The sequence below is a fragment of the Pseudarthrobacter sp. GA104 genome (assembly GCF_009741265.1).
In the GTDB taxonomy this organism is placed as follows: domain Bacteria; phylum Actinomycetota; class Actinomycetes; order Actinomycetales; family Micrococcaceae; genus Arthrobacter.
Window position 1 is genome coordinate 1,089,512 of record NZ_WOWL01000001.1, and the last position, 13,673, is coordinate 1,103,184.

11 protein-coding genes are annotated in these 13,673 nt (G+C 67.6%); 4 read left to right on the plus strand and 7 right to left on the minus strand.

Going from position 1 to position 13,673, the window contains the following annotated elements; translation table 11 throughout:
• Positions 1-116: 116 nt before the first annotated feature.
• Both GK109_RS04865 and hisC read right to left on the minus strand, forming a co-directional pair.
• Positions 117-1,526: an amino acid permease gene (locus GK109_RS04865; RefSeq protein ID WP_157238877.1), complete on the minus strand. Its 1,410-nt coding sequence runs from the start codon at positions 1,524-1,526 to the stop codon at positions 117-119.
• Between the two features lie 42 nt (positions 1,527-1,568).
• Positions 1,569-2,660: a histidinol-phosphate transaminase gene (gene hisC / locus GK109_RS04870; protein WP_157238878.1), complete on the minus strand. Its 1,092-nt coding sequence runs from the start codon at positions 2,658-2,660 to the stop codon at positions 1,569-1,571.
• Between the two features lie 93 nt (positions 2,661-2,753).
• Between hisC and GK109_RS04875 the strand changes: the two genes are divergently transcribed.
• On the plus strand, positions 2,754-3,257 hold the full coding sequence (locus GK109_RS04875; RefSeq protein ID WP_157238879.1) for an Lrp/AsnC family transcriptional regulator: 504 nt from the start codon (positions 2,754-2,756) through the stop codon (positions 3,255-3,257).
• A 117-nt stretch (positions 3,258-3,374) separates the two neighbouring features.
• Complete coding sequence (locus GK109_RS04880) at positions 3,375-5,033, plus strand: thiamine pyrophosphate-binding protein (protein WP_157238880.1); 1,659 nt, start codon at positions 3,375-3,377, stop codon at positions 5,031-5,033.
• 19 nt (positions 5,034-5,052) lie between these two features.
• Here GK109_RS04880 and GK109_RS04885 read toward each other — a convergent pair whose 3' ends face one another.
• On the minus strand, positions 5,053-6,222 hold the full coding sequence (locus tag GK109_RS04885; protein WP_157238881.1) for an MFS transporter: 1,170 nt from the start codon (positions 6,220-6,222) through the stop codon (positions 5,053-5,055).
• A 148-nt stretch (positions 6,223-6,370) separates the two neighbouring features.
• Between GK109_RS04885 and GK109_RS04890 the strand changes: the two genes are divergently transcribed.
• Positions 6,371-6,952 (plus strand): TetR/AcrR family transcriptional regulator, encoded by a 582-nt coding sequence (locus GK109_RS04890; RefSeq protein ID WP_157238882.1) that lies wholly within the window; start codon positions 6,371-6,373, stop codon positions 6,950-6,952.
• Positions 6,953-7,599: 647 nt separating this feature from the next.
• Positions 7,600-9,102: an FGGY family carbohydrate kinase gene (locus tag GK109_RS04900; protein WP_197432409.1), complete on the plus strand. Its 1,503-nt coding sequence runs from the start codon at positions 7,600-7,602 to the stop codon at positions 9,100-9,102.
• Here GK109_RS04900 and GK109_RS04905 read toward each other — a convergent pair.
• From GK109_RS04905 to GK109_RS04920, 4 genes are read right to left on the minus strand one after another with little or no spacing between them, the layout of a single operon-like run.
• Positions 9,088-9,540, minus strand: a complete 453-nt coding sequence (locus tag GK109_RS04905; RefSeq protein WP_231754800.1) for a 6,7-dimethyl-8-ribityllumazine synthase — start codon at positions 9,538-9,540, stop codon at positions 9,088-9,090. The two genes, GK109_RS04900 and GK109_RS04905, sit on opposite strands and share 15 nt — an antisense overlap.
• Before the next feature lie 25 nt (positions 9,541-9,565).
• Positions 9,566-10,465: a serine hydrolase gene (locus GK109_RS04910; RefSeq protein WP_157238885.1), complete on the minus strand. Its 900-nt coding sequence runs from the start codon at positions 10,463-10,465 to the stop codon at positions 9,566-9,568.
• Positions 10,466-10,503: 38 nt separating this feature from the next.
• Positions 10,504-11,517 (minus strand): lipoyl synthase, encoded by a 1,014-nt coding sequence (lipA, locus tag GK109_RS04915; protein ID WP_157238886.1) that lies wholly within the window; start codon positions 11,515-11,517, stop codon positions 10,504-10,506.
• Entirely contained in the window at positions 11,514-13,334 is a 1,821-nt protein-coding gene (locus tag GK109_RS04920; protein ID WP_157242655.1) for a glycerol-3-phosphate dehydrogenase/oxidase, read from the minus strand. The genes lipA and GK109_RS04920 overlap by 4 nt, the downstream gene beginning before the upstream one ends.
• Between the last annotated feature and the right edge of the window lie 339 nt (positions 13,335-13,673).

Below are 13,673 nucleotides of genomic sequence, written 5' to 3' on the forward strand. Positions count from 1 at the left end.
TCCCCGCCACGTACGCTGTCCCCCTCATCCCCGATCGGTACAGAAAGGCGCGCCCGGCCAAAGCCGGACGCGCCCTTCGTGTTCTCTGAACCCGCAAACGGGCCAAAGCGGATTATTCAGTCGATAAGCACCGGCTGCTTGGCGTCCTCCGACGCTTCAACAGGCGCAACCTTACGGTTCCGCTGGTTCACCCAGCACCCAACCGCCAGCAGCGCGACGAGCGCGAACGTGCTCAGGAGCTGGGGACGGGAATCCTCGCCGATGAAGCCCACCGTGAAGATCGCCGCGAGGATGACCAGGCCAAGCACGGTCAGCCACGGGAAGCCGGGCATCCGCAGGGGAAGCTCCGTCCCCTCGCGGTCGGCGCGGAGGCGCAGCGCGAGCTGGGCCAGGAGCGCCGACGTCCACACGAGCAGGCAGGTGGAGCCCACGATGTTGAGCAGGACGCCCAGCACCATCTCGGGGAAAACCAGCTCCAGCACCACGGTGACAACGCCGAAGGCGACGCTCGCCAGCACCGCAACAACCGGAACCCGCCCCTTGGACACGGAAGCCAGCAGCCGCGGCGCTTCGCCCCGCTCAGCCAGGGAGTACGCCATCCGGGAGGCGCCGTAGAGGTTGGCGTTGAGCGCGGAGAGCAGTGCCGCGACGGCCACCAGGGTGATGGCGGTGGCTGCACCGGGCATGCCTGCGGCCTCCAGCACGGCGGCGAACGGGCTCTTCAGCCCCGCCGAACCCACGGGAACCACCGCAGCGATGACGAAGATCGCGCCGATGTAGAACACCAGGATGCGCCACAGCACCGTGCGGACAGCTTTCTTCACACTGCGTGCGGGCTCCGCGGTCTCGGCTGCCGCCACGGACACAATCTCGGTGCCACCGAACGCGAACGCCACCACAAACAGTGCCGTGGCAATCCCGGCGAAACCGTTGGTCGCGAATCCTTCACCGGTGAAGTTGGAAAGGCCCGGCGACTGCACGCCCGGCAGCAAGCCGAACAGCAGGGCGGCGCCCACCAGCAGGAACCCGACAATTGCCGCCACCTTGAGCAGGGCAAACCAGAACTCAAACTCGCCGAAGTTCTTCACGCTGGTCAGGTTCACGGCCGTGAGCACCACGATGAAAACGAAGGCCATCAGCCACACCGGCAGCGCCGGGAAGATGGTCGCCAGCAGGCCCGCCGCACCGAGCGCTTCGGCGGCAATGACCACCACGAGCTGCAGCCACCAGAGCCAGCCCACCGTGGCGCCGGCCACCGGCCCGTAGGCCTTGGCGGTGTAGACCGAGAAGGCGCCGCTGTCCGGGTTGGCCGCGGCCATCTCGCCGAGGGCCCACATCACCAGGATGATGAGGGTGCCGGCCACGAGGTAGGAGATCAGCACCGCCGGGCCGGCGGCCTGGATGCCTGCGCCGGAGCCGATGAAGAGACCCGCGCCGATGGCGCTGCCGAGCCCCATCATGGTGAGCTGGCGGGGTTTGAGGGCGGCGCCGAGGGCGCGCGCAGACGTCTTTGTCTGTTGTTCCATGGGGATTCCTCTGGTTGTGGGTGGAACTGTGGGGATAAAACTTCAGGCTGCGTGGGCTTCGAGGATCCGGAGCACGCGGTCGTTGGAGGCGGGGTCGGCCACGGTGATCCGCACGCCGTCGCCCTGGTACGCCCGGACAAGGATGCCCGCGCGGTCGAACGCGTCCACGAGCCTCGCCCGGAGGCCCTCACCGGCGCGGATCCACAGGAAGTTGCCCTGGCTCGGCTGCAGTTTCCAGCCCTGGGCAGCCAGTTCGGCGGCCATCCGGGCGCGCTCCCGCTTGACCGCGGCCACCCGCGCTTCCATCTCCTCCCCCGCGTCCAGCGACGCGACGGCCGCCTTCTGCGCCAGCGCGCTCACGGAAAAGGGCAGGGCGGTGCGGCGCAAACCGTCGGCGATTGCCGCCGTCGTAATCGCATAGCCGACGCGCAGCCCGGCGAGGCCGTAGGCCTTGGAGAAGGTGCGCAGGATGCAGACGTTCGGGTAGCGGCGGTAGAGCGCCAGGGAATCGGGGCCCGCGTCGGCATACTCGACGTAGGCCTCGTCGATCACCACCAGGACGCTGGACGGCACAGTCTGCAGGAAGGCCTCAATGCGGTCATGGCTGATGGGCACCCCGGTGGGGTTGTTGGGCGTGCAGAGCAGGATGACCCTGGTGCGGTCAGTGACGGCTGCGGACATGGCTTCGAGATCGTGGCCCTCGGCGTCGTCCAGCGGAATGCGGACCGGCCGAGCGCCTGCCAGCTCCACCAGGATGGGGTAGGCCTCGAAGGAGCGCCAGGCGAACACCACTTCATCCCCGGCGTCGCACAGTCCGGTGATGATCTGCTGAAGGACTCCGACGCTGCCGGGGCCCACCGCCACTTCCTCCGCGGTGACGCCCAGGTGCCGGGCGAGCCGTTCGCGGAGTTCGACGGCGGCCATGTCCGGGTAGCGGTTCATCCTGCCGGCCGCTTCGGCCACCGCAGCGACGGCTGCGGGCAGCGGGTCGTAGTGGCTTTCATTGCTGGCGAGGGCCGCGACGTCCACGCCCGCGCCGCGCCGGCCCGGCACGTAGGACGGAAGGCCGGCGACGGCGCCGCGAAGGGTGGGCAGCGCTGCCTCGGGACCGGCCACAAGCTGATTACTGGTCATGAGGTCCGATCATGGGAGTGACCCGGACCACATTGCAAGATACGCTCTAGCCATTGGGACTTCTGCTCAACTTCTACTGTGTGTGGTGAAAATATGACCATCGCGAACTCTCGCACCCTGGATTCCCTCGACGGCAGGATCATCCTGGCCCTGGACAAGGATCCCGAAGCCAGCGCCCTGGCACTCTCCCGCACGCTCGGCGTCGCCCGGAACACAGTCCACGCCCGGCTGGCGCGGCTGGAGCGCAGCGGCGCGCTCCGCTCCTTCAGCCGCCGGCTGGACCCCGCCGCGCTGGGCTACGACCTGATGGCCTTCCTTTCGCTCTCGATCAGCCAGACCCGGACAGGCTCGGTGGAGAGCGGGCTCGAGGCGATCCCGGAGGTCATCGAGGTCCATGCCACCACCGGGGACGCGGACCTCGTGGCCAAGGTGGTGGCCCGCGACACCGGCGACCTCTACCGCATCACCAACCAGATCCTGGAGATCGAAGGGGTCCAGCGCACCAGCACGGCCATCTCCATCCTGGAACTCATGCCGCCCCGCTACGACGGCCTCATCAGCCGGCTTTCGGAACAGGAGTCACGCCCCTCAGACTGACCCGCAGGGCGGCGCCACAACTGGGCAGATTGTCACTGCCAGCTACTCCTGCTGCCAAAAGTCCCAGCAGGATCCATCGGTATTGCAAACATGAGACGCAGGCCACACGATGCCTGCATGACTACTCTCACCGTCTCCGGCCGCGTGGCGCAGGTCCTCAGCAGCTATGTCAGCGATGTGTTCGGCGTGATGGGCAACGGCAACGTCTACTTCCTGGACGCCGCGGAGAAGCAGGGCCTCCGCTTCTCCCCCGTCCGGCACGAGGGCGCCGCCGTCGCCGCGGCGGACGCGTACTACCGGACGTCGGGACGACTCGCCGCGGGCACCACCACCTACGGCCCCGGCTACACCAACGCGCTCACCGCCCTCGCGGAGGCGGTCCAGGCGCATATCCCCGTTGTGCTGGTCACCGGGGATGCCCCCACCAGCGGCGCCCGCCCCTGGGACGTGGACCAGGCGGCCATCGCCGCTGGCCTCGGCGCGGCCACTTTCACCGTTACCCGCGACGCCGCAGGTGCCGTCACCCGGCAGGCGGTGGAATACGCACTCACCCGGCGCACCGCCGTCGTGCTTGCCATCCCCTACGACCTCGCGGCACTCGAGGCCGCGGACGAGGACCTTCCGGCGCCGCAGGCACCAAAGGTGACGGACGACGCCGACGGCGGGCTTAGGCAGGCAGCCCGCCTGCTCGCCGGTGCCAGGCGGCCGCTGATTCTTGCCGGCCGCGGCGCGCACCTGTCAGGCGCCGGGCCGGAGCTCCGCGAGCTTGCCGACCGGCTCGGCGCGCTGACCGCAGGCACCGCCCTGGCGCTCAACCTCCTCAACGGCGAGGGGTACCTGGGCGTCGCCGGCGGCTTCGGCACCGACACCGCGGCGGGCCTCATGGGCGAGGCCGACGTGGTCCTGGTGGCCGGGGCCAGCCTGAGCCCGTTCACCATGCGGTTCGGGCACCTGATCGGCCCGGACAGCACCGTCATCCAGATCGACGCCGGCCTGCAGCCCACGCACCCCCGGGTGGACCTGTTCGTCAGCGCGGACGCGAAGGCTGCTGCTTCGCGCCTCCTGGCGCTCCTCGACGGCGGGACTGCGGCGGAAGCCTGGCGCGCGGAAGCCCGCCTTCGGCTGGCCGAGGGGCCGGGGCACCACCCGGGCTCCGCGGAAACCCCGGACGGCCGGCTGGACCCGCGCGCCCTCGCCAACGCGCTGGATGGCGTGCTGCCGGAGCGCCGCACGGTGGTCCAGGACGGCGGGCACTTCGTCGGCTGGGCACCCATGTACTGGAACATCCCGCGGCCCCAGGACCTGGTGATGGTGGGCACCGCCTACCAGACCATCGGGCTGGGACTTGCGAGCGCCGTTGGAGCAGCCCGTGCGCTGGAGGACGGCCGCACCCTGGTGCTGGCCTCCGGCGACGGCGGGTTCCTGATGGGCCTGTCCGACCTCGAATCGCTGATCGGTGCGGCCCGCAGCGCCATCGTGGTGATCTACAACGACGCCGCCTACGGAGCCGAAATCCACCAGTACGGCTCCCAGGGCCTGACCGAAAAGCCCATGCTGATCCCCGAGGTGGACTTCAGCGGGGTTGCCCGCGCTTTGGGTGCCGAGTCCGCAGTGATCCGTTCCCTGGATGACCTGTCCGCACTGCAGGACTGGATCGACGCCGGCGCCAAGGGCACCTTCGTGGCCGACTGCCGGATCACGTCCAGCGTCCGGGCGCCGTGGCTCACTGAGTGGATGAACGCCACCGGCGCGGCGAAGGCTGCTGTGGCGGGATAACCCTTGCGATGCCAAGGCATCACGCGCTGGGTTCACCAACGACGGCCCTGTGCGGGGATGCACGCATCACCAGCGCCATCCCGCTGAGCATCGACGCCACGGCGGCGAAGATTAACAGCGGCCCCAGACCCAATCCGGGGATCATCGCACCTGCCACGGCCGGGGCCGCAACCGAGCTGAGTGCCCCCACGACCAGGCAGGCCGTGAACGCCTCGCCTGCGCGCTCGGGCACCAGTTCGGCGGTCCAAATCGCGAGCACCGCAGATCCTGCCATGTATCCCGCCCCGAAGACGCAGGCCGAGACCGCTGTAGCGGTCAGGGAATCGCTTGCCAACCCAAGCATCGCCAGTGCTACACCGACGGCTCCAAGGCACAGTCCGGCGATCCTCGAACTGCCCACCCGACGCGCGAGCGTCCCGGTCGCCACACCTACCACGCCGCAGATGCCAATGCCCGCGTAGAACGCCGGGACGGCTCCTGCTGGGAGGGCACCGCTGCCGAGGACGTCGGCGGCGTAGGTGAAGTAGATGACGACGGCCGCAAAGTAGGCCACCGAGTAGGCAACCGGTGCCCGCAGCGCTACAAACAAAGAGGAGGCACCGTACTGGTTGTTCGCACGTGGGGCTGGCCTGGTTTTCGGCACCAGGCGAAGGTTCACAAGTGCGGCGGCTACCGCGGCTAAGGCGATGCCGACCCAGATCAGTCGCCAGGAGCCCAGTACCGCCAGGACGGACAGCCCGCCCAGCAGTACCAGTCCACCGCTGGTACCGGTTGTGATGATCGCCAATGCCTTGGGCTGCTGCCGCAAGGGCACCGCACGGGTCACGATGTCCGAGTAGGGCGCCCAGACCCAGCCGCCGGCGCTGCCGGCCAGGATGACACCTGCGGCGAGCAGTCCCGGAGACTGCGCGGATGCCACGATCACCGCGCCCAGGACACCGCTGGCTCCGCCCACGGTCGTGGGAGCACGCGAACCGTGCCGGGCGGCGAGCGGCCCTGCCAAAAGCAACCCAGCCAAGTACCCCGCGAACGTTGCGCTGGCGATGATGCCGAGCACCAGCTCGGACAGGCCCAAGTCTTCCCGGATGTTCGGCAGCGTCAGGCCGTAGGCGTAGCGGGCCATGCCAAAGGCGACTCCGACTACCGCTGCTCCGGCCAGGCCAATCCGACCGCCAGCTGAAAGCTTCATGAACTCCTCCTCGATTGGGCGCAGCAACTTCGCGCCTGCGGCCGACCAGCACGGCCCGTAGATATCGCACCTCTCCCGGAAAGGCTGTAACGATCGTTACGCTAGAGCAAAACTACCGTTCTGTACACGGGTTGCCTAGACTAACGAGATGACCACCCGCCAGCGACCCCCTGCTCGCGCCCGGCTGCTCGGGGCGGCCGATCAGGTACTGTTCGACCGCGGCATCCGGGACACGTCCGTCGACGACCTGCTGCGCCAGGCGGAGGTCTCCGCGGCCACCCTGTACACGCACTTCGGCAGCAAAGATGCCCTGGTGGCCGAAGTGCTGCGGGTCCGGTTGTCGGACTGGCAGAGGGTCTGGGACCAGCACATCGTTGCGGCCGGCAATGACCTGGATCGGTTGCTCGCGGTCTTCGACGCCCTGGCCGCCTACCGAGACGCCCACGGCCACCCGTCACGGTGGTGCGCTTTCCTGGCCGCCGCCAGCGAGCTCCCCCAGGCCGCGGACGAAATTGGCGACGTCCTGGCCGGTGACACTGCCCTGCTCTCCGAACGCCTCCTGCACCTGTCCCGCCCGCTTGCGGGGGAGGGCGCCCAGGATTTGGCCAATGAAGTGCTCGTGGCTTACAGCGGGGCCTTGGCCGGGTTCCTCCGCGGTTCCCCTCAGTCCCCAATCGACGTGGGGCGCCGCCTGGCCCATGCAGCAGCCCAGACCCACAGCCGTGACTGAGGCATCCATCTGCCGCCCCGCCTGCGCGTCCTTGTGGAGGAACGTGGCCTGAAGCCCGCCATGCAGGATGGGTTCACGACGTTGGCCGCGTTGGAGTATGGAGTATCCAACCAAGTGTGGGACAAGAACTAGCCCTTATCCTGGGGGACCTGGAAGTTATCCACATGCATCCGCACCTGGGCGAACGGATCCACATCCGCGTACCAGGGCTGAAGGGCGAGTCAGCCCTGACCGGCCTGCACCATCAGCGGCTGGACGGGTCAGGCTACACACGCGGCATTGGCGGCACGGAGCTGGGATCAAGCAACGGATCCCGGCGGCCGAGGACTCCTACCATTCCTCCCTGGAGTGGCGTCCGCGCCGGCCTGCCGCTCCGGCCGGGCTCACCCCAGGAAAGTGGAAATACTTGGCCTGCTGTGCCGCGGAGGCCGGGGCCCTGGGGCAACCCGCCCGACCGGGCCACCGTCGGGATACCATGACCACTCGCGGCAGACCCAGTCCGGGCAATCCCTTGACATGCCCTTCAAGGAACCTTCAAACTCGTCAGTAGAATATTTAGCCCAAATTTGCATATCTATGCGAAAACCTTTGCATCCCAGTTAAGTGCGCTTCCCAAGCCGCAGCACCGATCTTTGAACAGGAATACCGTGAACGCATCTTCCCGGCAAGGGGCCACCGACGTCGTCGTCGCCGTCGATCAAGGTACTGGGTCGACGAAGGCGATAGCACTTGATTCCCGCGGTCACGTAGTGGCCCGCAGCTCGGTCCCGGTCTCGCGGAAGGATCCCCGCCCCGGCTGGGTGGAACAGGACGCCGTGGAGATCCGGGACAGCGTCCTCAGGGCTGTAGCGTCACTTCTCGATCAACGGCCGTTGAATGTCATGGCCATCGGACTGAGCAACCAGCGCGAATCCGCTGTGGTCTGGGACCGGCAGACCGGCAGGCCGTTGGGTCCGATGCTCGGGTGGCAGGACCGAAGGACCACGGAACGCGCAACTGCCGCCTTTGAAGAAGGGTGGGGACACGACGTCCGCTCCCGCACCGGGCTCCCTCTTGATCCGATGTTCTCGGCCTTGAAGCTTGGCTGGCTCCTTGACCAGGTCGATCCGGACCGCGCGGGCTGCCGGTCAGGCCGGATAGCCGTGGGGACCGTCGACTCCTGGCTACTCTTCTCGCTGACGGGCGAACATCGGATCGAGCTAGGCAACGCCAGCCGCACCCAACTACTGAACCTGGAGCGGGCGGAGTGGGATGCCGGCCTGGCCGAGCGGTTTGGCATCCCGGAGCAGGCTTTGCCGGAGATTGTCGCCTCTGACCAGGCCTCCGGGCCCCTCAGGGCTCTTCCCTCCCTTCCGCGGGACACGAGAATTCATGCAGTCCTCGGTGATTCCCATGCCGCCCTGTACGCCAACGGTGTCAGGGAACCCGGCCGGGTCAAAGCCACTTACGGCACTGGCAGCTCGGTGATTGCGCTGAGCGGGGCGGCTCCGGCACCTGAGGACGGAGGGCTAGTCCAGACCATCGCCTGGAGTACCGGGAGCCCCGCCTACGCCGTGGAGGGGACTATCCTTTCCACGGGGTCCACACTGATTTGGCTGTCCGAGCTCTTCGGCACGGATCCGTACGGCTTAAGCCGGCTGGCCGCCAGCGCACCCCCGAACTCGGGCTTGGACTTGGTGCCCGCCTTCTCAGGACTCGGTGCTCCCTATTGGGATCCTCAGGCCAAGGCCATCATCAGTGGCTTCGGGCTGGGAACCAGCCAGGCCGAGATCGCCCGGGCAGCCTTTGAATCCATCGCCCTCCAGACCGAAGACGTATTCGCCGAAGTGGCGCGGGCGGCGGGAAAACCTGTCACCGATGTCCTGATTGACGGGGGTCCGGCCCAGAATGACTGGCTGGCCCAGCTTCAGGCGGATCTTTCCCAGCAGGAGATCCTGCGCAACAACGTAGCCGAACTTTCGGCGATTGGAGCCGCCCATCTTGCTGGAGTCGCCCGTGGATTCTGGACAGAGCCGGAGTGCGAAACGCTCAACAGGGACCGCACGGCTTTCGTGCCCTCGCTTACTCCAGAGGAAGCCCGGGCGCGGCGGGAACAATGGGCGCACGCGGTGCGGAGGTCAAGGCTGCGTTCCGCCCTACAGGGACCGTAACGTCGTAAGCGTCGAGGCTAGAGCGTCTGCCAGCTCACGTCCCTTTGTCACGAAATGGTTGGAAAATTGGTTCCGGTGCTCTTCGTGTTCATGGAAATGATGAGGAGTCAAGACACCCGAGAAGACTGGCACATCCGTTTCCATTTGTACTCTCATCAGGGCCTCCACGACGGTTTGCGAGACGAACTCATGGCGGTAGATGCCTCCATCAACCACCAGGGCAGAGGTGGCAATGCCGTCGTATTTGCCGGAAGCGGCGAGCCTTCGGACCACCAGGGGAATTTCGAAGGCGCCGGGGACCTGATAGGCGTCGACTTCGGCGCCGCCCAGTTCCTTGAGTCGGGCACGAAAGCTCTCGACGGCGCGGTCGACAATGTCAGCATGCCATTGGGCGCTAACGATCGCTACTCGGAAAGAGGAATTGGTGTTGGGTGACAAGAGGGGTGCCTTTCTTCTTGATGTATCAGGAAATACTCTCATCCTGGATCTGCACGGCCGGGACTGCCGGCGCGGGTGGTTGGACATCGCGGTAGCACTTCAGGACGGCGGAAGATGTCTCTGGCCACACGCGCGTGGCCCAGGGCCCGAAATCGACGGTGGACAGCGCTGCACATGCCAAGTCCGCTTCCCGGTCCACCCAGAGGAAGCTCCCTGCCATGCCAAAATGCCCGAACGTGGCCGCAGAGTTCTGCGGACTCGTCCAATGGGGTTCCTTGGTGCCCCGCACTTCGGCGCCGAGGCCCCAGGAGTTCTCGCCATGGCGGCCGAATCCAGGCAGCATCCCGGCCAGCCCCTGGAACTCCACAGAGGACAAGGCGTCCACCACGGAGTTGGAGAGGGTGCGGGGCCGCAGAAGCTCATGGGCGAGCCGGGCGATGTCGCCAATGGGTGCCATGCCGCCTTTTGACGGCGGGCCGGCCAGTGATGTCCGGACCATCCCGAGCGGCTTCAGGACCCGTTCGCTCAGTTCCCTTTCAAAGGACCTGCCGGTTTGGGCACTGAGGTACTCCGCGGCCAGGTCTATGCCCCGGTTCGAGTAGATCCTTCTGGCTCCAGGCTTCGCCCGGACCTTTTCCTCATCGAACCCCACGCCCGAGGCGTGGGCCAGCAGGTGGCGCAGCGTGGATCCCGGGGGACCGGCAGGTGCGTCGAGCGAGGCGGCCCCCTGTTCCACGGCGACCAGGAGGGTAAGGGCGGTGAGCAGTTTGGTCACCGAAGCGAGCCGATAAACGTGTCCTTCGTCGTGGCAGCCCAGCACCCCTTCGGGCCCCACGACGGCGAGGGAGGGGGCGCCCGGCCACTGTTTCAGCTGGACCAGCACGTCGGCGGCCAAGGCCGAAGGCTGGGTGGAGCGGTCAATCATGCTTCCTCTTTCGGTTCTGCAGGGCGGGGCGTCGGGTTTCAGCGGGCCAGGAGGGTTGCGGCTTCCTGGCGGGTGGTGCCGGAGTCCTGGATGCCGTCGGCGATGTGGGCGAGTTCGGCGGGGATGTCCCGGCCCTTCTTCCGCATCGCGGTGGCCCAGAGCCGGCCGGCGCGGTAGGAGGAACGGACCAGCGGCCCGGACATGACGCCCAGGAAGCCGATCTCGTTGGCCTCGTCCTGGAGGTCCACGAATTCCTGCGGCTTGACCCAGCGGTCCACCGGCAGGTGCCGCTCGGACGGGCGCAGGTACTGGGTGATGGTGATCAGGTCGCAGCCGGCCTCGTGCAGGTCCCGCAGCGCCTCGGAGATCTCTTCCCGGGTTTCGCCCATGCCCAGGATCAGGTTGGACTTGGTCACCATGCCCAGGTTCCGGCCCTGCGTGATCACGTCCAGGGACCGCTCATAGCGGAACGCGGGCCGGATCCGCTTGAAAATCCTCGGCACCGTCTCCACGTTGTGCGCGAACACCTCGGGCCTGGAGTCGCAGATCGCTTCGATGTGTTCGGGTTTGCCGGAGAAGTCCGGGATCAGCAGCTCCACCCCGGTGCCGGGGTTCAGTTCGTGGATCTTGCGGACCGTTTCGGCGTACAGCCACACGCCCTCGTCCTCGAGGTCGTCGCGGGCCACCCCGGTGACGGTGGCGTAGCGCAGCTGCATGGCCTGCACGGAGCGGGCCACCTTGGTGGGTTCGAACCTGTCCACCGGGGAGGGCTTGCCGGTATCGATCTGGCAGAAGTCACACCGCCGGGTGCACTCGGGCCCGCCGATCAGGAACGTGGCTTCCTTGTCCTCCCAGCACTCGAAGATGTTGGGGCAGCCGGCCTCCTCGCACACCGTGTGCAGGCCTTCCTTCTTGACCAGGTTCTTGAGCTGGACGAACTCCGGGCCCATCTGGACCTTGGCCTTGATCCAGTCCGGCTTCCGCTCCACCGGGACAGCCGAGTTGCGCTGTTCAACGCGCAAAAGCTTCCGGCCTTCAGGTGTCAATGTCATTGCAGCACCCCCGAGATTGCTGTGCCGGCTCGGTGGCGTTGAGCGAGCAGCGACAACGCTGCCTGCGCCTCGTGCTGAATCTGGTGGGTGTCCCAGCCGAGGCAGGGCGCCAGGTGCGAGGCTACCTCGTGGGCGAGTTCTGCGGTGACCAGGCCGCGGAAAGCCAGGCTGGTCCGCCGGACAAGGACATCGGCGACGTGGGCTACATGCTCGTGCTTGGCCATCCAGGCCAGCTCACGGACGCTCAGCTCGGCGGTGCTCTGCAGCGGGGCGTCCTGTCCTTGGGCAAGGAACGCCAGGACCTCCGCGGCGCGGGTGCCATAGCGGGCGAGCAGGGTCCGGACCCGTTGGCCGTCCGCCCCCGGCCCGGTGTGCCCGGCGACCCAGGTCTCCATGCCGGCCCGGTCCACGGGGTAGCCCCGTCCTCCCCCGATCGGAAGATCCGCGGTGTTCGCGGAGCGGCCCCGCCCCAGCAAGGAGAGGACATCATCGGCCACATGCTCGGACAATGCACGGAAGGTGGTCCACTTCCCGCCGACCACGCTCAGCACCGGCCGGTCGGTGCCCGGGAACACTGACCGTTCAATGCGGTAGTCGCGGGACACGAAACCCGGGGCGGTGTCATCATGGCGCGGCAGCGGCCGGACGCCGGAGAACGTGTACACGATGTCCTTCCGATCCACCGCCACGGCGGGAAACACATGGCGGATGAGGTCGAAGAAATACTGGACTTCCGCGTCCGTGCAGACGGGCTCGAGGTCCTCCCCCGCGTCCACGTCGGTGGTGCCTACCAGCACGCGGTCGCCTATGGGGTAGATGAGGACAATCCGTCCGTCGCTGTGCTCGAAGAAGATCTCCCGTCCGCCGGTGGCGGCCAGCAGCCCGGGGTTGTCCAAGACGATGTGCGAGCCCTTGGTCCCTCCCATGAACCGCGACGGCGAGCCGAGGGCACCGTTCGTGTTGTCCACCCAGGCGCCGGTCATGTTCACCACGACGTCCGCGGTGAAGGCGAATTCCTCCCCGGTGAGCTCATCGCGGAGCCGGGCGCCGCCGTCGTCCGCCCCGACGAGGGACACATAGTTGGCAGCACGCGCATGCGACCCCGCCTCAAGCCCGTCCCGGAGCACGTCCAGGGTGAGCCGCTCGGGATCATGCACCGAAGCGTCGAAGTACGTCGCCGTGTACTTGACGTCCGCCCGCAGGGCCGGCAGCTCCGCCAGGGACCGCTTGCGTCCGACGAACCGGTGCCGCGGCACGGTCCCGCCGCGGCGGGAGAACGCGTCGTAGAGGCTCAGGCCCACCTTCACCAGGAGGGCCCCGCGTTCCTGCGGTTTGCCGGAACGGTGCGTGAAGAAGCGCAGCGGGGCGTTCAACAGCCCGGAGAATGTGGAGAACACCGGGATGGTGGTCTCCAGCGGCTTGACGTAGTGCGGCGCGATGCGCAGGAGCCTGTTCCGCTCGACAACCGACTCATGCACCAGCCGGAATTCGCCGTTCTCAAGGTACCGGATTCCGCCATGGATCATGTGGGATGAGGCCCCGGAGGCGCCCTGGCAGAAATCGCCGCGCTCCACGAGCGCCACGTCGACGCCCTGCAGCGCAAGGTCACGGAACGTGCCAACGCCGTTGATGCCCCCTCCCACGATGAGGACACGCGCCTGCGGATGGTCCGCCAGGGCTCGGACAGTGGCGCGGACGGGGTGGTCAGTGGACACGGGAGGCTCCTGACAGGCTGTAGGACGAACGGGAGTGAAGGGGGTGCGTGGCGCGGCACGCTGTGGGCTGGAGGTGGCCGGGGGTGCACTGGCCTGGAGCATTGGCATGAGGGTGCCGACCAGGGCTTCGCGGACGTCTTCGACGGTGGCCCCGGGTACTGCATCTGCGACGCAGCCCACGGATTCGGGGCGGAAGTCGAGCCCCATGAGCGAATATGCCTCTCCCAGGGCCGTCCGCGCCTGACCTGCGTCCTCGACCATGACGACGGCGCTGAACAGGTAGCCGTGCTTCGTGAGGCGCTGCCCTGTCCCGACCAGCTTGGCGCGGCCGGCGTCGTTGACGCTGAACTCCCCGGTGCAGTATTCGCCGGGTACCGCCCCTACCCGGGCGTCCACCCCAAGCCCCCGCAGAGCCAACGCGGCGGCCTCGCCGAATGCCTC